The sequence below is a fragment of the Pseudomonas sp. S2_A10 genome, assembly GCF_054668465.1.
This window is the reverse complement of sequence record NZ_CP162773.1, coordinates 2,201,942-2,224,516: the sequence shown is the minus strand read 5'-3', so window position 1 is coordinate 2,224,516 and position 22,575 is coordinate 2,201,942. Positions and strand designations below refer to the sequence as shown.

Genomic DNA, 22,575 nt, shown 5'->3' with positions numbered 1-22,575 from the left:
GCGATTAGACGCGACAACTTGCCGCGCCTAGTCTTGACCTAGATCAAACCGTCGGTGATGCCATGAACGCCAAGCGCCCAGCCTGCGCGGCGCCAGCAATTGAAACGCCCGCGCCAGCCGCCAGCCAGACCTACAGCTACAGCGATCTACCCTTTGAGGCATCGGCCAGCACCGCGCTGGCCGAGGAAGTCGCGTTGGCGATCGCCTACAACGGCATCAGCCAGGCGGTGATGCTGGTGACCCCGACCGATCTGGAAGACTTCATTGTCGGCTTCAGCCTCGGCAGCGGCATCATCGAAGACGCCAGCGATATCTACGATCTGCAACTGACAGGCGCAGGCTCGGCGCAATACGCGCAAGTGACCATTGCCAACCGCGCGTTCTGGAACCTCAAACAGCAGCGTCGGCAGTTGGCCGGCACCAGCGGCTGCGGACTGTGCGGCGTCGAAGCGGTCGAACAGGCACTGCCTGATCTCAAGGTATTGCCGGGCGCAGCCTTGCCACCGATCGAATGGCTCGACGGTTTGCGCCAGCGCATCGGCGCGTTCCAGCCGCTCGGTCAGCACTGCGGCGCGGTGCACGCGGCGGTGTTCATGAACGCCAGTGGTGAACTGCTGCTCGGTCGTGAAGACATCGGTCGGCATAACGCGCTGGACAAGCTGATCGGCGGACTGATCCGCCAGAAGATATCCACAGAGGGCGGGCTGGCGATCGTCACCAGCCGTTGCAGCCTCGAATTGATCCAGAAAGTCTTGCGTGCCGGCATCCAGACCCTGGTCAGCCTGTCGGCGCCTACCGGCCTGGCCGTGCAATGGGCCCGGCGCCACAACCTCAATCTCATCCACCTGCCGCAGAAAAGTGCGCCGCGGGTGTACAGCCCCGCGATGGAGAATCAAGCGTGAGCCAACATCATCAAGCCGACCAGAAACCTGTCCCGCGCTACAAGCCTTACAAAGGTGCCGCCGGCGGCTGGGGCGCCCTGATCAGTGTGGCCCAGGCGTGGCTGACCAGCGACAACGCCCTGAAAAACCTGCGCATGATGCTCAAGACCAACCAGAACGGCGGCTTCGACTGCCCGGGTTGCGCTTGGGGTGATTCGCCGGAGAGCGGCATGGTCAAGTTCTGCGAGAACGGCGCCAAAGCGGTGAACTGGGAAGCGACCAAGCGTCGCGTCGACGCGAAATTCTTCGCCAAGCACAGCGTCACTTCCCTGTTGGAACAAAGCGATTATTGGCTGGAATATCAGGGTCGCCTGACCGAGCCGATGGTCTACGACGCCGAGTCCGATCGCTACAAGCCGATCAGTTGGGAAGATGCCTTCGCTCTGATCGGCAAGCACCTGCGCAATCTGCCGAGCCCGGATCAGGCAGAGTTCTACACCTCGGGGCGTGCCAGCAACGAAGCGGCGTATCTGTATCAACTGTTCGTGCGGGCTTACGGCACCAACAATTTCCCTGACTGTTCGAACATGTGCCACGAGGCCAGCGGCGTAGCGTTGGCGCAGAGTGTCGGGGTCGGCAAAGGCACGGTGACCTTCGACGACTTCGAACACGCCGACGCGATTTTCGTCTGGGGCCAGAACCCCGGCACCAACCATCCGCGCATGCTCGAACCGTTGCGTGAAGCGGTGAAACGCGGCGCCCAGGTGGTGTGCATCAATCCGCTGAAAGAGCGCGGTCTGGAGCGTTTTCAGCATCCCCAGCACCCCATCGAAATGCTCACCAACGGCGACAAGCCGACCAACACTGCGTACTTCCGCCCGGCACTCGGCGGCGACATGGCGGTGCTGCGCGGCATGGCCAAGTTCCTCCTGCAATGGGAACGCGATGCGCAGAAGGCGGGCGAGCCGGCGGTGTTCGACCATGATTTCCTCAATGCTCACAGCGCCAACGTGCTGGAGTACCTCGCCACGGTCGACGATACCTCGTGGGAGCAGATCGTCGAGCAATCGGGCCTGACCCTGGTCGAGATCGAGCAAGCAGCGCGCATGTACGCCAAAGGCAAGAACGTGATCATGTGCTGGGCCATGGGCATCACCCAGCACCGTCATTCGGTGCCGACCATTCAGGAAATCGCCAATCTGATGCTGCTGCGCGGCAATATCGGCAAACCTGGCGCCGGTCTGTGCCCGGTGCGTGGTCACAGCAACGTGCAGGGCGACCGCACCATGGGCATCAACGAGCGTCCACCGGTGGCGTTCCTCGACTCGCTGGAGCGTCGCTTCCAGTTCAAGGTGCCGCGCCACAATGGCCACAACGTGGTCGAGGCGATTCATGCGATGGCCGAAGGTCGCGCCAAGGTGTTTATCGGCTTGGGCGGCAACTTTGCCCAGGCCACGCCGGACAGCTCGCGCACTTTCGAAGCGCTGCGCAACTGCGACCTGACCGTGCAGATCAGCACCAAGCTCAACCGCAGCCACCTCGCTCACGGCAAAGACGCGTTGATCCTGCCGTGCCTGGGCCGTACCGACATCGACATCCAGACCGAAGGCCCGCAAGCGGTGACCGTGGAAGACTCGTTCAGCATGGTCCACGCGTCCAACGGCCAGTTGCAGCCGCTGTCGAACCAGATGCGCTCGGAGCCGTCGATCATCGCCGGCATCGCTGCCGCGACGTTGGGCAGCCAACCGGTGGACTGGAACTGGCTGGTAGCCGATTACGGGCGCATTCGCGAACTGATCGCCGACACCATCCCGAGTTTCAAAGACTTCAACGACAAGATCAAAAACCCGGGCGGCTTCTATCTGGGCAACTCGGCTGGCGCCCGCAAGTGGAACACGCCATCGGGCCGTGCCAATTTCCGCGCCAACCAGTTGCCGAAAGATCTGGTTCACGAACGCACCCGTGCCACTGGGCAGGTGCCGGATCTGATCCTGCAATCGATGCGCTCACACGATCAGTACAACACGACGATCTATGGTCTCGACGACCGTTATCGCGGCGTGAAGGGCCAGCGTGACGTGCTGTTCGCCAATGAGGCCGACATCATTCGTCTGGGCTTCCGTCCAGGGCAGAAGGCCGACATCGTGTCGATCTGGGACGACGGTCGCGAGCGTCGGGTGAAAGGTTTTACATTGTTGGCGTTCGATATTCCTGCGGGGCAGGCGGCGGCGTACTATCCGGAGGTCAATCCGCTGGTGCCGCTGGAAAGTACGGGGGATGGCAGCCACACGCCGACGTCGAAGTTCATTGCGATCCGGCTGGAAGCGGCGAGTGAGACTGGGTTGATCATGGCTAAATCCGCTTAACCGCGGAGCCAGATCCGGCCCCTTCGCGAGCAGGCTCGCTCCCACACTTGGAATGCATTTCAAAGGTGGGAGCGAGCCTGCTCGCGAATGCGATCGACCTGTCAACAGATCTGCCGTGGCGAAGATTTTCGACCGCCCACAAAAAAGGCCGTTTCTGCATGAAAACGGCCTGTCCGAAGTAGCTAAAGACCGGCGAAAATCGGTTAAGTTCCGGTGAAAAAACAGTAACTTGCATTATTGTATACAAGTCGTGTTATTCGTCGGATTTTGATTGTCACGCCCAATGCAGAGCCTCAGGATCGGCGCCGTCATCCCTTTGAGGCTCATCCTCTATGAAGTTCTCCTCGATTCTCTTGTTGTCCCTTGGCCTGGTCAGTGGCTTCGCTTCTGCCGGAGGCACCACCGAAGCAGGTGTGGGCGGCGCATTGGGCGGGGTTCTTGGCTCGGTCGTCGGTCAATCGTTAGGCGGCAATACAGGTTCCACCATCGGCGCAGCCCTGGGCGGCGCGGGTGGTAGTGCGGTCGGTGCAGACAAGCGCAGCCGTGGCGAAGCGGCCATCGGCGGTGCACTGGGTGCAGCCGGCGGTAACGTGGTTGGCCGTAGTCTCGGCGGCACCACCGGCAGCCTGATCGGCTCCGCCGCAGGTGGCGGCGCAGGTGGCGCGCTGGGTAACTACATGGGCAACAAGAGTGACGACGATGATCGTCGTTACGACCGTCGCCATGATGACCGTCGCTACTACCGCGACCGTGGTCATCCAGGTCGCGGCCATGCCTACGGCCACCGCAAGCATCACAAGTACTATCGCCACCATTGAGGCGAAGGCTTGAATGAAAATCGCAGCCCTTGGGGGCTGCGATTTTTTTTGCGCGTCTAGACTACCAACCGTTCCAGCGCCCCGCGCAAACCGGCAGGAATCGGCACCGGCTGATTGCTCGCCCGATCGACAAACACATGCACGAACCGTCCCGCCGCACACGCCTCGCTTTCGCCGACCTTGAACACAGCCAATTCATATTGCACCGAACTGTTGCCCAGCTTGCCGACCCGCAGTCCGATCTCGATCAGATCGGGGAAAGCGATCGAGGCAAAGTAATCGCAGGCGGAACTGACCACGAACCCCACCACTTCGCCGTCATGAATATCCAGGCCACCGACCTGAATCAGGTAGGTATTCACCGCCGTGTCGAAGTAGCTGTAGTAGGTAACGTTGTTGACGTGACCGTAGGCGTCGTTGTCATGCCAGCGTGTGGTGATGGGCTGGAAGTGGGGGTAGTCGCAGCGTTGATTCATGCAGGGTTCTCGCATTCTCTTAATTGAATTTGATCGTGATGACGAACACTTTACCTGTGGGAGCGAGCCTGCTCGCGAAGGCGTCAGCACAGCCGACTGGTGTCAACGATCAGCAAACCCCTTCCCCTGCGCCGCCAGTTCGCCAATCAACCGCGCCGGCTTCCACTGATCGCCCTGGCGTGTCTCCAGCGCCAGCAAGCGCTGATGAATATCCGCTAGCCCCTGCCGATCCGCCCACGCCATCGGCCCACCCTTATCCGCTGGAAAACCATAGCCGTTCAAGTACACCAGATCGATGTCATGGGCCGAGCCGGCAATGCCTTCCTGCAAAATCTTCGCGCCTTCGTTGACCAGAGCCAGCAAACAGCGCTCAAGGATTTCTTCGGGACCGATGTCGCGACGCTGGAAACCCAGCTCTTCGCTGACCCGCAGTACCAATGCATCGACCTCAGGATCATGCTCGGCCTGGCGACTGCCCGGCTCATAATGATAATAACCGTTACCGGACTTCTGCCCGAACCGGCCCATCTCGCACAGGCGGTTATCCACCTGAACTTCGGGCGCATCCTGCCCCTTGCCAGCTAGCTCTCGAGCACGCCATTCCAGATCGATGCCAACCACGTCGTACATGCGAAACGGCCCCATGGCGAAGCCGAAGCCTTGCAGCGCGGTATCCACCTGCTGTGGATAAGCGCCTTCGAGAAGCATCTTGCGCGCTTCCAGTACATACGGATGCAGCATGCGGTTGCCGATAAAACCGTGGCAGTTGCCCGACACCACACTGACCTTGCCCATGCGCTTGCCGAGTGCCAGCGCGGCCTCCAGCGCCGCTGGCGAGGTCTGCGCACCGCGCACGATTTCCAGCAATTTCATGATGTGCGCGGGGCTGAAGAAATGCAGACCCAGCACCTGTTCCGGGCGCCGGGTCGCAGCCGCGATGGCGTCGATGTCCAGCGCCGAGGTGTTGCTCGCCAGCAAAGCCTCGGGCTTGAGCAAGCCATCCAGCTCGCGAAAGATCTTCTGCTTCAGTTCAAGGTTTTCGTACACCGCTTCGATCACCAGATCGACATTGCGAATCGATGCGTAATCCGCCGCTGCTGATACGCGAGCCATTCGCGCATCCGCTTCGGCCTGATCGATGCGGCCCTGACGCACGTTGTGTGCATAAGTTTCGGCGACCGTCGTCAGCGCCTGCTCAAGCATCTGTGGATTGTTGTCCACCCACTGCACGCTCACGCCGGCATTGGCCAGGCACATGACGATGCCACGGCCCATGGTGCCCGCACCGATCACCGCAGCTTGCTGGATTTCGAAGGATGTCTGGCTCATGTTGTTCTCTTGTGGGTGGCCCGAAGACAGATTCCAACCTTAGTCAGGCAACGGCGGTTTTTGAAGTTTATTAGCGTGATGATCGACATTCAGCGGATGGATGGAGGCTCTGCCTTGATGACACTTGAAGTAGGAGCTGCCGAAGGCTGCGATCTTTTGATCTTGAAAAAATCAACATCAAAAGATCGCAGCCTTCGGCAGCTCCTACAGGGGTCAAAGGTGCTCTTGCGCCCACTCGCGGACCTGCGCGTAGGGGTATTCTTCCAACGCAGCAAAACCCGGTATCGCCCGCGCCTTGAGTTTGGTGAACAACGGCACGCTGATTCCGCACAGGAACCGCGTCAGACGTTCGGCCGATGGAATACGCCCCGTTTGCTGCTCATGCCTGTGGATAAATTCACCACACAACTTCGCGAAGTTTTTATCCACAAGCGGCGGCAATGGCGGCGGCTCCGGCAACCGCGCGATCTGGCCGTGACATACCGAACAATGGCCACAACGCTCGGGGGCATTGTGGTCACCGAAATACTCGGCCAGGCGATAACCCAGGCAGCGTTCGGTGGCGAACACCTCAAGCATGGCGTGAATCCGCGCCACTTCAGTCTGTTCGTGGCGGGTGAAATACTCGTGCAGCTCAGCGCTCAGGGCATCGCTGGCGAAATCACTGTGCAGCAGGCTGTAGACCTCGGTCATCTGCTTGCTCTCCAGCTCGACCCAGCCCTTTTCCTGAAAGTAATCCAGCGCTGTCACCACGCGATTGCGCTCGGCGGAATACTGCGAATACATCGCCTCGAAATCTACTGTGGCCCAGGTGCGTGCTCGCGTGGACGTCCTGATGATCGCCGCAACGAAATCCCTGCGCTCGCCTTCGAAGCGCTGGAGCAATGCTTCAGGCTCAAGCAGATATTTGAAGCGGTATTCAGCGTAATAAGCGTAGCGCGGCGCGATCAGGCCTCGCAGTTCCAGCTGCACCAGCAAAGTCTTCAACGGCAACGAGCGAATGTTGCTCTGATCCGCCAATGGCCCAAGCAAAAACTCCCATTGTCCGTCCGGCACTGAGGCTTTGAGCTCTTCGAGCACATAATGAATCCCGTCGCGTTCGGGCGTATCACCGTAGACGAAGTTTTCCAGCACATTGAGGCTGTCGCGGTTGGCCAGTACCAGGCAGTCGGAGGGCTGCCCGTCACGCCCGGCGCGGCCGATTTCCTGGCTGTAGTTTTCGATGGATTTGGGCAGATCGAAATGCACCACGTTGCGGATGTCGCTCTTGTCGATGCCCATGCCGAAGGCAATGGTGGCGACAATGCAATTGGACTGCCCGGCCATGAAGCGGCGTTGAATGTCTTCACGCTGATCGTGGGGCAAACCTGCGTGGTATGCCTCGGCCTGGATTCCGTTGCGTTGAAGATGCTCGGCGATGTGCTCGGCGGTCTTCTGCAACGTCACGTAGACAATGCTCGGTTGCCCGGGACGCTCGGTCATCCATTCGACCAGACGCCGGCGTTTGTCCTGACCGCGTACAGGCTCGACCAGCAAATTGAGGTTGGGCCGATAGAAACCAGTGGTCACTACATCGTCCGGAGCGATGGCGAATTTGGCCTGCATGTCGGCGATGACTTTTGGTGTCGCCGTGGCGGTGAGCAGCAAAGCCTGCGGAATGTTGAACTGACGCTGGTAGTCGGGGAGTTTCAGATAGTCCGGCCGGAAGTTGTGGCCCCATTCGGAAATGCAGTGCGCCTCGTCGACCACCAGCAACGAGATCGGCACCTGCTGCAGGAAATTGCGGAAGCGCTCGTTCTTCAAGCGCTCGACGGAGATCATCAGAATTTTCAGCTCGCCCGAACGTGCACGGGCCATGACGTCGTTGGCATCCTCGCGGCTCTGCGCCGAATCGATACTGCCTGCCGAGATGCCGCGGGACTTGAGAAACGCCAGTTGATCCTGCATCAACGCCAGCAACGGCGAGACCACCAATGTCAGGTGTGGCAGTAAAAGTGCCGGCAGTTGGTAGCAAAGCGATTTGCCGGAGCCGGTGGGAAAGATCGCCGCCGCGGATCGCCCCGCCAGCACCGCGCTGACAGCGGCCTCCTGACCGGGGCGAAACTGTGGATAACCAAAAACCTGTTCCAGGGTGTGGTGCATTTGCTGTCACTCCTTTGACTGCTGCCATGCCCAAAGCCTAGCGGGCGATTGCAGCGAGTCGAGAAAAGGTCGGGGTTGAATCAATACTGAATGATACATGGGAAGCGAAAACCAAGCGTTTAACAATCGAAGCGCCTCGACATACTTTCGAAAAGCTCAGCTACATATATATAACAAACCTCACATTACAAACACAGATACAACAGCGCCCTTTATTTTTTACACCACCTAAAACTAACTTGGCTGCTCTTATACATATGCAAGAGCAACGAAATGACAACTTTAACAATATTTTTCTGCGGCACCGGCTCCAACAAATTTGATGACAAACATAAAAGCTTCTGGGACGGCGAAATCGTTTCTACGCTCGCTGCACACCACAGCGGACGCGAATTTGCCGAGTGGATCGTCGTCGATGGCCCTGGCAGCGGCAATCTGCAAGCCGACGACCTGTTCACCAAGACCTCTGAATACGGCCTTTCCGGCACCCTGTTCGGCAAAGGCTGGGATGAAAACGTGCAACACGCTGTGAACATTATCAAAGGCAAATGCGACTGGCAGCGTAAACAACTGACCGAGTTAGAATATAACCGTCTGAAAGCCGCAGGCATTCCTATTGAAGATGTGAAAGTGGAAGGCTCCTGGTTCTGGCGCCAGTATAACTATGGCGATCGCAGTATCACGCAACAGAAACTACAGGAACAAATCATCAAGACTTTCCGCAAGGACGGCGTTATTCCTGCGCGAGTCAATCTGGTCGGCTGGAGCCGTGGCGGTATCAGTTGCCACATGCTCGCCAATGCGATGTTCCAGGACGCTGCACTCAAACATATTCCGGTGAATATATTTGCGATTGATCCAGTCCCGGGCATCGGCAACTTCCAGGAAAACCGCGTCAAACTTCAATCCAACGTCAAGGAATACATCGCCTTCTATGCCCGCGACGAGCGCTCAAAAGGCTTCAGCTGCGTGATCCCGCAAACCGCTACCGGCACCAAAACCTCGATCTATCCAATGGCCGGTCGCCACGCCACCCTCGCCGGCAACGCCACGGCCCTCGGCGGCGATCCCACCAACAGCAGCGACCTCAATGCGCTGATCGAGCCCGGCCGCATCGTTCGCCATCTGGCGGAAATCTGCCTCAAGCGTTGGGGCGTGCCACTGAGCAAAACGCTCAATCTGAGCGATGCCGACCTGCTGCGCTTCACCGGCACCATCGTCAGCGACGAAGCCCGCTACAAGAAGATGCACAGCCAGTCCTACACCTATTTCACCGAACAGGACAAAGGCGAGCGCTATGTCTCGCTGGGCAGCAAAGGCGTGCCGTTCTCGGCAGTCAAAGGCACGATCTACCGGCCGGCAACAGGACTGACCACAAGCCTGCTGGATATTTCTGGCTACCAACATTTGCGTTGAAAAGCGTTTAAGAATCGGTAGCAACGTCTGGCGAATTGTTCGCCCCATTCCTACTTCACGCGATGTCTTGTCGGCTATCGCGAGCGGGTGGTGCGAACCTATAGTCGTGGGTGTCGCTGCTTTGGCAGCGACACCCACATCACCCACGCCCTGTACCTGCTGACACAGGACGGCTGGGACCTGCTGCAAGTCAGATGCCCCCGGCCAAGTAACAAACGAAACATCATCGCTGCACACGCCGTGTCCAGCACCAGGAGTCAAAATTTGCAAACTACTATTGATTGCGTACGATGGGAGCCATTACTCAGCGAAGGGCTCGCATTTATGGCCAGCACTGAAATCATCGATCACAGCGCCCTCGTTCGCTTGGTCGAAAACGGTTCTGTGAGCGGCACAATTATCGTCGCGAAACCAGGAGGCTGGTCGGTCGAGATTCGGCAAGGCAGCCGCAAATGCGCGCTGACAGCACAACGCAGTGGTCAGGTGCGCCTGTTCAAGAGGCTGGAGACGCTTGTGACCTATCTGCAGGGCTTGGGCATCAGCCAATTCAACGTGGATGCCTCCGGCTATGACCCGCTGCAACTGAAAACCTACGCCAGGCCTGATCGCTCTGAAGCGTTGAAACAAGCCCATGAAGCGGCCGCTTATGAGGAATGGTTCAAGCGACAGGTGCAGATCAGCATCGATGATCCAAGGCCAAGTATCAGCGATGAAGATGCTCGCCGAATATTCGCCGCCAAGCGTGATGCCCTGCGTCAACGAGGGCGCTGATGAGGTTGGTCTGGCGCCCGGAAGCGCTTGCTGACCGAGACCGGATAATGGACCGAATCGGTCAGGACAACCCAGACGCTGCTGCGGATCTCGATGAAATGTTCGAATCAAAAGGGGAAATAGCAAGACAGCGCCCAACCTTGTACCGAAAGGGCAGGGTCCTCGGAACACGTGAAATCGTTGCGGCCGCCAACTACGTCATCGTCTACGCAATCAAAAAAGACCGGGTGGAAGTGCTGCGTGTCATGCATGCACGGCAGCAATGGCCTTAATTAGAGGATCATGTTGCAGTACTGTTGAGTGGCATTACTCTGGCCGTATCAGGCCAAAAATGAATGAATACTGCTACATGGCAAGTGACGAACCGCCGTTGAGATGAGCTTACCCAAATCTTCGCCCATGAAAAAACCGCCCCAAAGGGCGGTTTTTTATTCACTGCAAACTACTACTTACAACTTCGGCCCAGCCGCCTTGATCGCGTCGCTCACTTCGAACTTCTTGAAGTTCTCGATGAACAGACCGGCCAGTGCTTTCGCTGCCTCGTCGTACGCCGCCTTGTCAGCCCAGGTGTTGCGTGGGTTGAGCAGGTTGGTGTCGACGCCTGGTACGGCCAGAGGCACGTCGAGGTTGATGGTGTCCAGGTGCTCGGTGGCAGCACCGATCAGAGCGCCGCTCTGGATCGCTGCGATCACCGCGCGGGTGGTCGGGATGTTGAAGCGTTGGCCGACGCCGTAGCCGCCGCCGGTCCAGCCGGTGTTGACCAGGTAGACCTTGGAGCCGAAGCCGCGGATGCGCTTGATCAGCAGTTCGGCGTATTCGCCAGCCGGACGCGGGAAGAACGGTGCGCCGAAGCAGGTGGAGAAGGTCGACTTGATGCCGCTGCCCGAACCCATTTCAGTCGAGCCCACCAGTGCGGTGTAGCCGGAAAGGAAGTGGTAGGCCGCTTGCTCTTCGTTGAGGATCGACACTGGCGGCAGTACGCCGGTCAGGTCGCAGGTCAGGAAGATCACCGCGTTTGGCTCGCCACCCAGGTTCTTCTCGGAACGCTTGGCAACGTGCTCCAGCGGGTAGGCGGCGCGGCTGTTCTGGGTCAGGCTGACATCGGCATAATCGGCGTGCTTGGCGTCGTCGATGACGACGTTTTCCAGCACCGCGCCGTGCTTGATGGCTTTCCAGATGACCGGCTCGTTCTTCTCGGAGAGGTCGATGCACTTGGCATAGCAACCGCCTTCGATGTTGAACACCACGCCTTCGCCCCAGCCGTGTTCGTCGTCACCGATCAGGTAACGGCTTTCGTCGGCCGACAGGGTGGTTTTACCGGTGCCCGACAGACCGAAGAACAGGGTCACGTCACCGTCTTCGCCGATGTTGGCAGCGCAGTGCATTGGCAGCACGTCAGCGGCCGGCAGCAGGAAGTTCTGCACCGAGAACATGGCTTTCTTCATCTCGCCGGCGTAACGCATGCCAGCGATCAGCACTTTCTTCTGCGCGAAGTTGATGATCACGCAACCGTCGGAGTTGGTGCCGTCACGCTCAGGCACGCACTCGAAGTTGGCAACGTTGAGCACTTGCCATTCTTCACGGCCAGCCGGGTTGTACTGGGCCGGGTTGATGAACAGGCAACGACCGAACAGGTTCTGCCAGGCAGTCTGTGTGGTCATTTTCACGGCCAGGTAGTGATCTTCCGCCGCGCCTACATGCACGTGGGAAACGAAGTGCTCTTGCGCGTTGTTGAAGGCCTCGACGCGAGCCCACAGGGCATCGAACTTGTCGGCCGGGAACTTGCGGTTGATCGGGCCCCAGGCAATAGCGGCCTGGGTGGAAGGCTCTTCAACGATGAAACGGTCGACTGGCGAGCGGCCGGTGCGGTGACCGGTGCGAACAACCAGAGCGCCGGTATCGGCAAGCTCGCCTTCACCGCGATTCAGGGCTTCTTTTACCAGATCATCAACACTCAGATCGGTGTACACGGCGTTATTGGCTTGCGTCATGAGGTTCCCCGTCGGCCAGTGGCCGAGTGTGCTCCAAACGTTTTGTAGTAGAAAGTCGTGCACTACTACCGCGAAAAAAGTGGGCCGGATTATGCCAGAAAAGCCCAAAAAGAGTAGGGTCCTCCCGTCGTAACGGCGATATTCCGTCATTACGCAGTGAATTTACCTGCGCTGAACCGTTTTAGTGACGGGTATCTGACGGCGTATCGACGCCCGCGCCAGCGAACAATTGAGCAATATCGGCTGCGTCAAACAGGTACTGCTGATTGCAGAACTGGCAATCGATCTCGACTTTGCCGCCCTGCTCGGCGGCCAGCGCCAGCGCATCTTCCAGCCCAAGACTGACCAGCGCATTGCCGGAGCGTTCCCGCGAGCAGCTACAACTGAAGCGCAGATGCTGCACATCAAACAGACGTACCTGCTCTTCGTGGTACAGGCGATGCAGCACGGTTTCGTTGTCGAGACTGAGCAATTCATCGGCGCTCAGAGTGCTGGCCAACGCGGTGAGATGCTGCCAGCTGGCGGCGCGGTCCTCTTCGTCTTTCAAGCGATCGGCGGGGAGTTGTTGCAGCAACATGCCACGGGCACGACGACCGTCGGCGAACAGCTTGAAGCGCGTGCCGACCTGTTGTGACATGACGAAATAGTTGGTGAAACAGTCCGACAGTGTCTCGCCGTCAAGATCAACAATGCCCTGATAGCGCTGGCCGACAGTCGGGTCGACGGTCAGGGCCAGAACGCCGTTCGGCATCAAGTCGGCAAGGGTCGCGCCAGCCGCGATCTGCTCAGCGTTGTAACGCGCCAGACCACGGATCTCACGCTCGCTGGAGCACTCGATCATCAGCAGCGGAATCGGCCCTTCCGAGCGCGCCTGCAAAATCAGCAAGCCATCGAACTTGAGCGTGCCGACCAGTAACGACGCGGCCGCCATCAGTTCGCCGAGCAACTGCGCAACCGGCTCCGGGTACGGGTGTTTGGCGAGGACTTCGGCGTAGCTGCGCTCCAGCGCTACCAGTTCGCCGCGAGTGTCGCTGTCATCGAAGATAAAGCGTTGAGTGAAATCGGTATCCGCTAGGTCGGTCATAGGTCTGGGTATCTGAATGTGATGACAAAATGGTTACAAAACGTGAAAATTTGCGCTTGCTGGCACTTTTTTTGGTGCCGGCGCTTTTTCGCCATGGGAGGCATTTTATGAACAATCCGGGTTTGTTCCAATCAAGGTGGAACCTCGGCCGGCTGGTTCTGTGTAACGTAGTGCCGCTGGCACTACTGGCTTTCTGGTTATGGCCTACCGGTCAGATGCTGTGTGTGATTTTCGACGAGTGGCTGTTCCGCTCGTTGAATGCGCCGCTGGCCAGCAACCCGATATGGCTCCACATCTGGGCAATTGCAAGTCTGCGCCCGTTCGACATCGTCGTCGGACTGATTCTGCTGACGCTGCTGATCAAGGGCGACTGGGTTTTCAGGGCGATCGACGTGCGTCGCGCGTTCTTCGGTTTTTTCTCGATCCTGCTGCTGATGGTGGTGATCCGCGCGCTGTTTTCCAAATTCGCCGATCACATGGGCTGGCAACACAGCAGCCCGTCAATGGTGCTTGAGGGCGCCGTGCACATCAGCGATTACTTTCCGCATCTGGAAAAAACCTGGGAGCTGAAGGACCGTTCGGGCCAGAGTTTTCCCGGTGATCATGCCTCAGTGTTGTTGATCTGGGCGTTGTTCATGGGCGTGTTCAGCCGCACCGTCGGACAATTTCTAACGGTCTGGGGTCTGGCCGTGTTGTTCATGTTGCCGCGTCTGGTGGCAGGCGCGCATTGGGGTCAGGACGACTACATCGGTGGTGTGCTGCTGGCGGTATGGGCGTTGGGCTGGGGTTACTACACGCCGTTTGCCTATCACGCGTCGAACCTCTGGTTGAAGCTGACCGCGCCGATTTTCGCGTTGCTGGGCAAGCTGCCGATGCTGTCGCGGATGAGTGTGGTGCGTAGCGCCTGATACCGCGTCGTACTCGATTCGCGAGCAGGCTCGCTGCCACAGACGACTCGATCGAATGTGGGAGCGAGCCTGCTCGCGAAGAGGCCGGCACAACGTTTCAATCTTCGTTGCTGCTACCGCGAAACTTGAACAGATCCCGCCGCTGTTTCTTGCTCGGCTTGCCATCGGTGCTCACGCCCAACGAGCCCGCCTTGCGCATCGCCGCAGCTGCTTCACGCTTGGCAATACTCGCTTCGGTCTCGGCATACAAGGTCTGCGCCTCGGGCGCGCCACGCCGCACGATCGACAATGCCTCGACCCTCACCGTGCGCACTTCGAAGCCAGTGCGAATCTCGAACTCATCACCAATGCGCGGCTCCTTGCCCGGTTTGCAGCGCTCGCCACGACAATGAACCTTGCCGCTTTCGATTGCTGCTTTGGCCAGAGCACGCGTCTTGTAGAAACGCGCCGCCCATAACCACTTATCGAGACGGACCTTGTCGTCCTCCTCCTGCTTCTGTCCCATATGAATTCCTCGCTCAGCCAGTAGTCGGAACTGTACTACCGTTTCTGTCGGGCGCAAGAACTCGGCCCTCCAGATTGACTGTGATCTTCGCCGCTCGACCGGCCTGGAGTGACCGCGTGACTAAATTTCCAACTTCGTTGACCTCACCCAGGGGCGGTTGCCAGGGCTGCCAGCAAAGCGAACCGCTGGATTTCGATTTTGCCTTCGCCTACCAGCCGATTGTCGACCTGCGCGATCAATCGGTATTTGCCCACGAAGCGCTGGTGCGAGGCGTGTCAGGGGAAGGTGCACTGTCGGTGTTAAATCAGGTTACAGAAGACAACCGCTACCGTTTCGACCAGCTCTGCCGGACCCGCGCGATCGAAGGCGCGGCGAGCCTAAATATGCAGACACACTTGTCGATCAACTTTTTGCCCAACGCCGTCTACCGTCCAGAGCTATGCATTCGCAGCACACTGGAGGCCGCACGCAAACACAACTTTCCGATCGACCGACTGATTTTCGAAACTCTGGAAATCGAGCACGTAGATAATTATCGCCATTTGACCAATATTCTGCGTGAATACCGCGAATTCGGCTTCAAGACCGCCATCGACGATTTTGGTGCCGGCTATTCGGGGCTCAATCTGTTGGCTGATTTCCAACCGGATCTGATCAAACTCGACATGGCGCTGATCCGCGATGTTGACCAGGACCGTGTCCGTCAGGTGATCGTTCGGGGGATTGTCACAATGTGTGCGGAGTTGGACGTTACAGTCATTGCCGAAGGCATAGAAAGCACCGGGGAACGGGATTTCCTCGCGGACTGTGGAATTTTCCTGATGCAGGGCTACTGGTTCGCCAGACCTGCATTCAAAGCGTTGGCCCAGGTGCCGGACGGGGCCTGGAAGCGTTAACCCTTGGTTTTTTCTTTGAAGACATTTGATCATTTGACCGTTGTCGGTCTGCGCGAGTGGGTGGCGCTCCCGGGTTTGGGAGTTGCGGGCCTGCGCGCAAAAATCGACACCGGCGCCAGCACCTCCAGCCTGCACGCCACCGACATCGAGCCGTTCGAACGCGACGGCGAGAAATGGGTGCGCTTCACGGCGCATCTCGGCACGGTGGTGCAGTTGCGTCACCGGCGCTGCGAAGCGCCGCTGGTCACGCGCAAAACCATCAAGAGCTCCAACGGCCATGCGCAGGTGCGCTATGTGATCAGCACCACGCTGGCCCTGGGTGATCGGGTCTGGCCGGTGGAGTTCACTCTGGCCTGCCGCAAGTCCATGCGCTATCGCCTGCTGCTCGGTTCCAAAGCCCTGATCGATGGCCAGTTGGTGGTCAATCCGGGCATCAAATATGTACAAGACAAGCCGGTGTTCCCGGTATCTACCTCCTCCACAGGTGTTGCATGAAGATCGCTGTGCTGTCGCGTAATCCGCGTCTGTATTCCACCCGCCGTCTGGTCGAAGCCGGAATCGAGCGCGGGCATGAAATGGTAGTGATCGACACCTTGCGCGCCTACATGAACATTGCCAGCCACAAGCCGCAGATCCATTACCGCGGCAAACCGCTGGAAGGTTTTGACGCGGTGATCCCGCGGATCGGCGCATCGGTGACGTTCTACGGCTGCGCGGTGTTGCGTCAGTTCGAAATGATGGGCGTGTTCCCGCTCAACGAGTCGGTGGCAATTGCCCGCTCGCGGGACAAATTGCGTTCGCTGCAGCTGCTGTCGCGGCGCGGCATCGGTTTGCCGGTCACCGGTTTTGCCCACTCGCCGGACGATATTCCCGACCTGATCGCCATGGTCAACGGCGCACCGCTGGTGATCAAGGTGCTCGAAGGCACTCAGGGCATCGGCGTGGTGCTGTGCGAAACCGCGACGGCGGCAGAGTCGGTGATCGAAGCGTTCATGGGCCTGAAGCAGAACATCATGGTTCAGGAATACATCAAGGAAGCCGGCGGCGCGGATATCCGCTGCTTCGTGGTCGGCGACAAGGTGATCGCCGCAATGAAGCGCCAGGCCAAACCGGGCGAGTTTCGCTCCAACCTGCATCGCGGTGGCAGCGCCAGCCTGATCAAGATCACCCCGGAAGAACGCATGACCGCGTTACGCGCTGCCAAGGTCATGGGCCTGGCGGTGGCGGGTGTGGATATCCTGCGTTCCAATCACGGTCCGCTGGTGATGGAAGTGAATTCGTCGCCGGGACTGGAAGGCATCGAGACCACCACTGGCAAGAATGTCGCCGGAATCATCATCGAGCATCTGGAAAAGAATGGCGGGCCGAATATGACTCGCACCAAGGGCAAAGGTTAACCCAGAGATATTCGGCGGCTGGAAAGCCGCCTTCGCGAGCAGGCTCGCTCCCACAGTTGATCGCATTCCAAAATGTGGGAGCGAGCCTGCTCGCGAAGGGGCCATCCGCCCTCTTGAAGATCTCAGCGCTTAAACAGCATCACGCGGCAACATCAACCCCAACGGCAATCTCACCCGCGCCTCCAGTCCACCCCCGGACCGGTTGCGCAATTCGACATTGCCGCCATGCATCGCCGCAATCCTTTTCACGATCGCCAGCCCCAGCCCGGTGCCTTTGCCACCGCGAGCCCGATCACCTCGGGTAAACGGGTTGAAGATCGCCTCAAGCTCGGACGGGTCAATACCCGCGCCACGGTCCATAACGCTAAGGACCACATACGGCGCGCTGGTATCTCCCGACACATAAGCCGCGACTTCAACACCCGTGCCGGCATGGTTCAAGGCATTGCCGATCAGGTTGTTGAGCAGGCGTTTCATCGACACACGACGCAGCGGAAACGGCTGGATCGGTTCCAGACGCAGGCGCACTTTCTCTTCGTTCTGGTTGTATGGCGCGGCGACTTCGCGCACCAGATCGCTGAGGTCGACCTCTTCCACCGACTCGTCACGACCGTCGCGAATGAACGCGAGGAACTGGTCGAGAATCGCGTCCATGTCCTCGATGTCGCGGACCATGTCGTCGGTGAGGTCGGTGTGATCGCCCATCAGTTCCAGCGACAGGCGCAAGCGCGTCAGCGGTGTCCGCAAGTCGTGGGAAACCCCCGCCAGCATCAGCTCCCGCTCACGTCCGGCCTGTTCGACGTCCTCGGCCATCTGGTTGAAGGCGCGATAAACCTCGGTCATTTCGCTCGGCGTATCACTGATCGGCAGACGTACGCTGCGGCCCTGGCCGAGTTGCCGCGCGGCATACACCAGGCGCTTCAACGGCTGGTTGAGCTGGCTGACGAAAATCCATGCCGACGCCGTAGAAAGCAGGCCGATGGCGAGGAACCAGCCGAGCACGTTCCAGATCTTCTGGCCGCGCAGCGGGTGCGGATACAACGGCACTTTCAGCCAGCCATCGCCCAGGCTCGGTGCCCTCACCCACAATGCCGGCGGCGAGTGCATGCGCAAACGCACCTCGGTGTCGGCACCCAGTTCCGCCTGCATCTGACGTTGGTAGATTTCGCTGTACGGCCAGTGCTGTTCGCCTTCCGGCACACCGGCGCCGACCACACGAATCAGGGTCGCGGCATCGGCAATTTTTGCGCGGTTCTCTTCGTCGGCGGCCCAATAGGCGCGCAGCGTCAGAGCGACGCCATGGCTGTATTGGCGATCCACCAGCACGTCCTCGTTCATCAACAGATAAACCAGGGTCAGCGCCTTGGAAAACAGCACGACGATCAGCACCAGCCAGAGGGTGCGGGAGAAAAAACTTTGGGGGAACCAGACGGGGGTTTTCATCTTTAACCGCTACACACTTGCAGGAGCGAGCAATGCTCGCATATTGCGGATTGCGAGTCTGTGGCAATGGCCGTGCGACCAGAGCCTTGCAGACCCGCTCCTACAAATCACCGATCACTTGGTGGCGGTGCCATCCGGTACGAACACGTAACCCACGCCCCAGACAGTCTGGATGTAGCGCGGTTTCGACGGATCGGGTTCGATCATGCGGCGCAGACGCGAGATCTGCACGTCGATGGAACGCTCCAGCGCATCCCATTCACGGCCACGGGCGAGGTTCATCAGCTTGTCGCGGGTCAGCGGCTGACGGGCGTTCATCACCAGCGCCTTGAGTACCGCGAACTCACCGGTGGTGAGCATGTGCACTTCATCGCCACGCTTGAGCTCGCGGGTCGCCAGCGACAACACGTAATCACCGAAGGTGACGTTTTCGTCTTCACTGCCCGGCGCGCCCGGCACCGGTGCGGCCTGACGGCGCAATACCGCTTTGACCCGAGCCATCAGCTCGTCCGGGTTGAACGGCTTGGCCAGGTAATCGTCGGCGCCCAGTTCAAGGCCCTTGATACGGCTCAGCTCATCGCCCTTGGCGGTGAGCATGATGATCGGAATCTGGTTGTTCGCGCTGCGCAGGCGGCGGCACGCGGTCAGGCCGTCTTCGCCCGGCAGCATCAGGTCGAGAACGACCAGATTGAACACTTCACGCGCCAGCAGACGGTCCATCTGCTCAGTGTTCGGAACGGTACGGGCACGGTAGCCCTTGCTGACGAAGAAACGCTCCAGCAGGCTGCTCAGCCCCGGATCGTCATCAACGATAAGAATTTTTTCGCCTTCAGCCGTTTGTGCAGTGCTGCTCATTGGATGCTCCTTTTAGCTCGGCGCGCATTATGGCGTAGCTGCCGTTATACGCACCGTGTGCATTGTTAGCAGATTTTTCCTTCACTGCCAGAAAACCGGGGTTTATGCCTACAGCCTGCAACGCCCCCGAATGACAGAACGCTGGTTATAATGCGCGGCGTTTTGCGCCAGGCAACGTCTGAATCGTTACCGTAAGTGGCCGGTATTTTTTCCGGCCCTGTGCAGTAACTGTTCGATTTCACGGGTCAATGGGCAGCTTCTTGATCCAGGCAGCGGCAATTTTCCAGCCGCTCAATCAGCCTCCAGGCCATTATCTGCGTGCCTGCGAGCCTGCTTTCATACTATGTCAGGTGGTTTTATGGACAGCATCAACAGCCGCATCGCCGAGGAACTCGGCGTACGCCCACAACAGGTCGAAGCGGCCGTCGCGCTACTCGATGAAGGTTCTACCGTTCCCTTTATCGCCCGTTACCGGAAAGAAGTCACCGGCAGCCTCGATGACACCCAGTTGCGTCATCTGGAAGAGCGCCTGCGCTACCTGCGAGAACTCGACGAACGGCGCATCAGCATCCTCGCCAGCATCGAGGAGCAAGGCAAACTCACCCCTGCCCTTGAGCGCGACATCAAGCTCGCCGACACCAAGACCCGTCTCGAAGACTTGTACCTGCCGTACAAGCAGAAGCGCCGCACCAAGGGCCAGATCGCCCTCGAAGCCGGCCTCGGCGAACTGGCCGACGGCTTGTTCAACGACCCGAACCTGTCGCCGGAAACCGAAGCCGCGCGCTTCGTCGACGCCGAAAAAGGTGTGGCCGACGTCAAGGCTGCGCTGGAAGGCGCCAAGTACATCCTCATGGAGCGCTTCGCCGAAGACGCCAGCCTGTTGGAAAAGTTGCGTAATTTCCTCAAACAGGAAGCGATCCTCAGTGCCCGCGTCATCGCTGGCAAGGAAGAGGAAGGCGCCAAGTTCCGTGATTATTTCGAACACGACGAGCCGCTGAAGAGCATGCCGTCGCACCGCGCCCTCGCCATTTTCCGTGGCCGCAACGAAGGCATTCTCAGCTCCGCGCTGAAAGTCGGCGATGAGCTGCCCGGCACGATGCATCCGTGCGAAGGCATGATCGCTCAGCAGTTCGGCATCCAGAACCAGAACCGCACGGCGGACAAATGGCTCGGTGAAGTGGTGCGCTGGACTTGGAAGGTCAAGCTCTACACCCACCTGGAAACCGACCTGCTCGGCGAGTTGCGCGATGGCGCCGAAACCGAGGCGATCAACGTTTTCGCGCACAATCTGCACGACCTGCTGTTGGCCGCTCCGGCCGGCCCGCGCGCGACGCTGGGCCTCGACCCGGGCCTGCGTACCGGCTGCAAGGTGGCCGTGGTCGATTCGACCGGCAAGCTGCTCGACCACGCCACGGTTTACCCGCACGTGCCACACAACAAATGGGATCAGACCATCGCCATCTTGGCCGCCCTGTGTGCCAAGCATTCGGTGGACCTGATCGCCATCGGCAACGGTACTGCCAGCCGCGAGACCGACAAGCTGGCGATCGAGCTGATCAAAAAATATCCAGCGATGAAAATGACCAAGGTCATGGTTTCCGAGGCCGGCGCCTCGGTGTACTCGGCCTCGGAACTGGCGGCCAAGGAATTCCCGGACCTCGATGTGTCGATCCGTGGCGCCGTGTCAATCGCCCGTCGCCTGCAGGATCCGTTGGCCGAGCTGGTGAAAATCGATCCGAAATCCATTGGCGTCGGCCAGTACCAGCACGACGTCTCGCAGCTGAAACTGGCGCGCGGTCTGGACGCCGTGGTCGAGGACTGCGTAAACGCCGTGGGCGTGGATGTGAATACCGCCTCCGTGGCCTTGCTGGCACGGATTTCCGGCCTCAATGCGACGCTGGCGCAGAACATCGTTGCTCACCGTGACGAACACGGCGCGTTCAAGACCCGTGCAGCGCTGAAGAAAGTCGCGCGACTGGGCGAGAAAACCTTCGAACAGGCCGCCGGTTTTTTGCGCGTGATGAACGGCGACAACCCGCTGGATTCGTCGGCGGTGCACCCGGAAGCCTATCCACTGGTGCAGCGCATTGCCGCTGAAACCGACCGCGACATTCGCTCGCTGATCGGCGATGCCGCGTTCCTCAAGCGTCTGGACCCGAAGAAATTCACCGACGAAACGTTCGGTCTGCCGACCGTCACCGACATCCTGCAAGAACTGGAAAAACCCGGTCGCGATCCACGTCCGGAGTTCAAGACTGCCGAATTCCAGGAAGGCGTCGAAGACCTCAAGGACCTGCAACTGGGGATGATCCTTGAAGGCGTGGTGACCAACGTGACGGCATTTGGTGCATTCGTCGACATCGGCGTGCATCAGGATGGTCTGGTGCACATCTCGGCGCTGTCGGAGAAGTTCATCAAGGACCCGCGCGAAGCGGTCAAGGCCGGTGACGTGGTGAAAGTGAAGGTCATGGAAGTCGATATCCCGCGCAAACGCGTCGGTCTGTCGATGCGCATGAGCGACACTCCCGGCGAGAAAATCGATGGCGCCCGTGGCTCGCGTCCGGGCTCGGCACCGCGCCAGTCTTCGGGCAACGCGCCGCGCAAGGAAACCGCCACAGCCGCGCCGGTGAACAATGCGATGGCCTCGCTGTTCGCCAACGCCAAGCAGTTGAAGAAACGCTGATGGAAATGCCGGCCGGGCTCGTCGAGAGCGCGTTTTTCAAGCTGTTGGGCTGTCGCCTGCACAGTCTCGAAACCGGGGTGGCGCAAGTCGCCCTGGCGCTTGAGCCCGAACTGCGCAACCGCGGCGGCAAACTGCACGGCGGCGCGCTGTTCAGTCTGGTCGACATCGCCATGGGCCTGGCTTGTTCCAGCAGCCATGGCTTCGATCAGCAGAGTGCGACCATCGAATGCAAGATCAACTACATCCGCGCCGTTTCCGACGGCGAGGTGCTGTGCACGGCGCGGGTGATCCACCCGGGCCGGCGCACGCTGGTGGTCGAAGCCGAGGTGATGCAGGGCGACAAACTGGTCGCAAAAGCGCAAGGCACCTTCGCTGTCCTGTAGATGTTGCTCATCATTTTGAGTTAATTTCGGCGCAACGAATCCTGTGGGAGCTGCCGAAGGCTGCGATCTTTTGATTTTGTTTTTCAACAGCAAGATCAAAAGATCGCAGCCTTCGGCAGCTTCTACGGGTTCATGTGTGCGGCTGACAGGCTAGAAAACCAGGCGATAACGCCAGTTTCAACTTCACCCTTGTAGACCGTCTTGCCCACCCCCATATTGGGGCGACTGACG

At 59.3% G+C, this 22,575-nt stretch carries 20 protein-coding genes; 12 read left to right on the top strand and 8 right to left on the bottom strand.

Going from position 1 to position 22,575, the window contains the following annotated elements; translation table 11 throughout:
* Positions 1 to 62: 62 nt before the first annotated feature.
* From fdhD to AB4N41_RS10140, 3 genes are all read left to right on the top strand, one after another.
* Entirely contained in the window at positions 63 to 902 is an 840-nt protein-coding gene (gene fdhD / locus AB4N41_RS10150; RefSeq protein ID WP_016772170.1) for a formate dehydrogenase accessory sulfurtransferase FdhD, read from the top strand.
* Positions 899 to 3,247, top strand: a complete 2,349-nt coding sequence (locus AB4N41_RS10145) for an FdhF/YdeP family oxidoreductase (protein ID WP_016772171.1) — start codon at positions 899 to 901, stop codon at positions 3,245 to 3,247. The genes fdhD and AB4N41_RS10145 overlap by 4 nt, the downstream gene beginning before the upstream one ends.
* 332 nt (positions 3,248 to 3,579) lie before the next feature.
* Positions 3,580 to 4,065, top strand: a complete 486-nt coding sequence (locus AB4N41_RS10140) for a glycine zipper domain-containing protein (RefSeq protein ID WP_039756448.1) — start codon at positions 3,580 to 3,582, stop codon at positions 4,063 to 4,065.
* 56 nt (positions 4,066 to 4,121) lie between these two features.
* On the opposite strand, the gene AB4N41_RS10135 is transcribed toward AB4N41_RS10140, so the two are convergent.
* The 3 genes from AB4N41_RS10135 to AB4N41_RS10125 all read right to left on the bottom strand — a co-directional run bounded on the left by AB4N41_RS10135 (position 4,122) and on the right by AB4N41_RS10125 (position 8,012).
* A complete protein-coding gene (locus AB4N41_RS10135; RefSeq protein WP_460138387.1) occupies positions 4,122 to 4,541 on the bottom strand; it encodes an acyl-CoA thioesterase in 420 nt (139 codons plus the stop codon).
* A gap of 102 nt (positions 4,542 to 4,643) precedes the next feature.
* A complete protein-coding gene (locus tag AB4N41_RS10130) occupies positions 4,644 to 5,870 on the bottom strand; it encodes a 3-hydroxyacyl-CoA dehydrogenase (RefSeq protein ID WP_252877248.1) in 1,227 nt (408 codons plus the stop codon).
* Positions 5,871 to 6,083: 213 nt separating this feature from the next.
* Positions 6,084 to 8,012 (bottom strand): RecQ family ATP-dependent DNA helicase, encoded by a 1,929-nt coding sequence (locus tag AB4N41_RS10125; RefSeq protein ID WP_252877247.1) that lies wholly within the window; start codon positions 8,010 to 8,012, stop codon positions 6,084 to 6,086.
* A gap of 273 nt (positions 8,013 to 8,285) precedes the next feature.
* Here AB4N41_RS10125 and AB4N41_RS10120 point away from each other — a divergent pair, with 273 nt between their 5' ends.
* The 3 genes from AB4N41_RS10120 (at position 8,286) to AB4N41_RS10110 (ending at position 10,471) form a co-directional block, all read left to right on the top strand.
* Complete coding sequence (locus AB4N41_RS10120) at positions 8,286 to 9,428, top strand: lipase family protein (RefSeq protein ID WP_056787119.1); 1,143 nt, start codon at positions 8,286 to 8,288, stop codon at positions 9,426 to 9,428.
* Positions 9,429 to 9,752: 324 nt separating this feature from the next.
* Positions 9,753 to 10,199: an antitoxin PaaA2 family protein gene (locus tag AB4N41_RS10115; RefSeq protein ID WP_056787116.1), complete on the top strand. Its 447-nt coding sequence runs from the start codon at positions 9,753 to 9,755 to the stop codon at positions 10,197 to 10,199.
* Positions 10,199 to 10,471: a type II toxin-antitoxin system RelE/ParE family toxin gene (locus AB4N41_RS10110; protein WP_056787114.1), complete on the top strand. Its 273-nt coding sequence runs from the start codon at positions 10,199 to 10,201 to the stop codon at positions 10,469 to 10,471. The genes AB4N41_RS10115 and AB4N41_RS10110 overlap by 1 nt, the downstream gene beginning before the upstream one ends.
* Positions 10,472 to 10,648: 177 nt before the next feature.
* Here AB4N41_RS10110 and AB4N41_RS10105 read toward each other — a convergent pair whose 3' ends face one another.
* Both AB4N41_RS10105 and hslO read right to left on the bottom strand, forming a co-directional pair.
* Complete coding sequence (locus AB4N41_RS10105; RefSeq protein WP_016772179.1) at positions 10,649 to 12,190, bottom strand: phosphoenolpyruvate carboxykinase; 1,542 nt, start codon at positions 12,188 to 12,190, stop codon at positions 10,649 to 10,651.
* 181 nt (positions 12,191 to 12,371) lie between these two features.
* Positions 12,372 to 13,274, bottom strand: a complete 903-nt coding sequence (gene hslO / locus AB4N41_RS10100; RefSeq protein ID WP_252877246.1) for an Hsp33 family molecular chaperone HslO — start codon at positions 13,272 to 13,274, stop codon at positions 12,372 to 12,374.
* Between the two features lie 107 nt (positions 13,275 to 13,381).
* On the opposite strand from hslO, the gene AB4N41_RS10095 reads away from it, so the two are divergent.
* Entirely contained in the window at positions 13,382 to 14,182 is an 801-nt protein-coding gene (locus AB4N41_RS10095) for a phosphatase PAP2 family protein (protein ID WP_252877245.1), read from the top strand.
* Between the two features lie 97 nt (positions 14,183 to 14,279).
* On the opposite strand, the gene AB4N41_RS10090 is transcribed toward AB4N41_RS10095, so the two are convergent.
* Positions 14,280 to 14,687: an RNA-binding S4 domain-containing protein gene (locus AB4N41_RS10090; RefSeq protein ID WP_039756436.1), complete on the bottom strand. Its 408-nt coding sequence runs from the start codon at positions 14,685 to 14,687 to the stop codon at positions 14,280 to 14,282.
* A 116-nt stretch (positions 14,688 to 14,803) separates the two neighbouring features.
* On the opposite strand from AB4N41_RS10090, the gene rimA reads away from it, so the two are divergent.
* Genes rimA through rimK form a run of 3 tightly spaced genes read left to right on the top strand, consistent with a single transcriptional unit; the run spans position 14,804 to position 16,980 of the window.
* A complete protein-coding gene (rimA, locus tag AB4N41_RS10085; RefSeq protein ID WP_252878149.1) occupies positions 14,804 to 15,583 on the top strand; it encodes a S6 modification regulatory phosphodiesterase RimA in 780 nt (259 codons plus the stop codon).
* Positions 15,584 to 15,598: 15 nt separating this feature from the next.
* A complete protein-coding gene (gene rimB / locus AB4N41_RS10080) occupies positions 15,599 to 16,078 on the top strand; it encodes a retropepsin-like aspartic endopeptidase RimB (protein ID WP_016772184.1) in 480 nt (159 codons plus the stop codon).
* Positions 16,075 to 16,980, top strand: a complete 906-nt coding sequence (gene rimK, locus AB4N41_RS10075; RefSeq protein WP_024011184.1) for a 30S ribosomal protein S6--L-glutamate ligase — start codon at positions 16,075 to 16,077, stop codon at positions 16,978 to 16,980. Before rimB ends, rimK begins: the two co-directional genes overlap by 4 nt.
* 129 nt (positions 16,981 to 17,109) lie before the next feature.
* Here the strand turns inward: rimK and AB4N41_RS10070 are convergent, their stop codons facing one another.
* Positions 17,110 to 18,423, bottom strand: coding sequence for an ATP-binding protein (locus AB4N41_RS10070; RefSeq protein WP_016770645.1), 1,314 nt, complete (start codon positions 18,421 to 18,423; stop codon positions 17,110 to 17,112).
* A gap of 114 nt (positions 18,424 to 18,537) precedes the next feature.
* Positions 18,538 to 19,278 (bottom strand): osmolarity response regulator transcription factor OmpR, encoded by a 741-nt coding sequence (gene ompR, locus AB4N41_RS10065; RefSeq protein ID WP_016772186.1) that lies wholly within the window; start codon positions 19,276 to 19,278, stop codon positions 18,538 to 18,540.
* A gap of 358 nt (positions 19,279 to 19,636) precedes the next feature.
* Here ompR and AB4N41_RS10060 point away from each other — a divergent pair, with 358 nt between their 5' ends.
* The gene (locus AB4N41_RS10060) at positions 19,637 to 21,961 is read left to right on the top strand and encodes a Tex family protein (protein WP_252877244.1); all 2,325 of its coding nucleotides are present in this window, start codon (positions 19,637 to 19,639) and stop codon (positions 21,959 to 21,961) included.
* Positions 21,961 to 22,344 (top strand): PaaI family thioesterase, encoded by a 384-nt coding sequence (locus AB4N41_RS10055; RefSeq protein WP_052512482.1) that lies wholly within the window; start codon positions 21,961 to 21,963, stop codon positions 22,342 to 22,344. The genes AB4N41_RS10060 and AB4N41_RS10055 overlap by 1 nt, the downstream gene beginning before the upstream one ends.
* Positions 22,345 to 22,575: the final 231 nt, after the last annotated feature.

Bases quoted from the DNA above. Each gene is read 5' to 3' on its own strand.
- AB4N41_RS10125 (WP_252877247.1), bottom strand. From the start codon at position 8,012: ATGCACCACACCCTGGAACAGGTTTTTGGTTATCCACAGTTTCGCCCC.
- AB4N41_RS10110 (WP_056787114.1), top strand. From the start codon at position 10,199: ATGAGGTTGGTCTGGCGCCCGGAAGCGCTTGCTGACCGAGACCGGATA.
- fdhD (WP_016772170.1), top strand. From the start codon at position 63: ATGAACGCCAAGCGCCCAGCCTGCGCGGCGCCAGCAATTGAAACGCCC.
- AB4N41_RS10060 (WP_252877244.1), top strand. From the start codon at position 19,637: ATGGACAGCATCAACAGCCGCATCGCCGAGGAACTCGGCGTACGCCCA.
- AB4N41_RS10090 (WP_039756436.1), bottom strand. From the start codon at position 14,687: ATGGGACAGAAGCAGGAGGAGGACGACAAGGTCCGTCTCGATAAGTGG.
- AB4N41_RS10105 (WP_016772179.1), bottom strand. From the start codon at position 12,190: ATGACGCAAGCCAATAACGCCGTGTACACCGATCTGAGTGTTGATGAT.
- AB4N41_RS10120 (WP_056787119.1), top strand. From the start codon at position 8,286: ATGACAACTTTAACAATATTTTTCTGCGGCACCGGCTCCAACAAATTT.
- hslO (WP_252877246.1), bottom strand. From the start codon at position 13,274: ATGACCGACCTAGCGGATACCGATTTCACTCAACGCTTTATCTTCGAT.
- AB4N41_RS10070 (WP_016770645.1), bottom strand. From the start codon at position 18,423: ATGAAAACCCCCGTCTGGTTCCCCCAAAGTTTTTTCTCCCGCACCCTC.
- AB4N41_RS10135 (WP_460138387.1), bottom strand. From the start codon at position 4,541: ATGAATCAACGCTGCGACTACCCCCACTTCCAGCCCATCACCACACGC.
- AB4N41_RS10095 (WP_252877245.1), top strand. From the start codon at position 13,382: ATGAACAATCCGGGTTTGTTCCAATCAAGGTGGAACCTCGGCCGGCTG.
- rimK (WP_024011184.1), top strand. From the start codon at position 16,075: ATGAAGATCGCTGTGCTGTCGCGTAATCCGCGTCTGTATTCCACCCGC.
- AB4N41_RS10140 (WP_039756448.1), top strand. From the start codon at position 3,580: ATGAAGTTCTCCTCGATTCTCTTGTTGTCCCTTGGCCTGGTCAGTGGC.
- ompR (WP_016772186.1), bottom strand. From the start codon at position 19,278: ATGAGCAGCACTGCACAAACGGCTGAAGGCGAAAAAATTCTTATCGTT.
- AB4N41_RS10130 (WP_252877248.1), bottom strand. From the start codon at position 5,870: ATGAGCCAGACATCCTTCGAAATCCAGCAAGCTGCGGTGATCGGTGCG.
- AB4N41_RS10055 (WP_052512482.1), top strand. From the start codon at position 21,961: ATGGAAATGCCGGCCGGGCTCGTCGAGAGCGCGTTTTTCAAGCTGTTG.
- AB4N41_RS10115 (WP_056787116.1), top strand. From the start codon at position 9,753: ATGGCCAGCACTGAAATCATCGATCACAGCGCCCTCGTTCGCTTGGTC.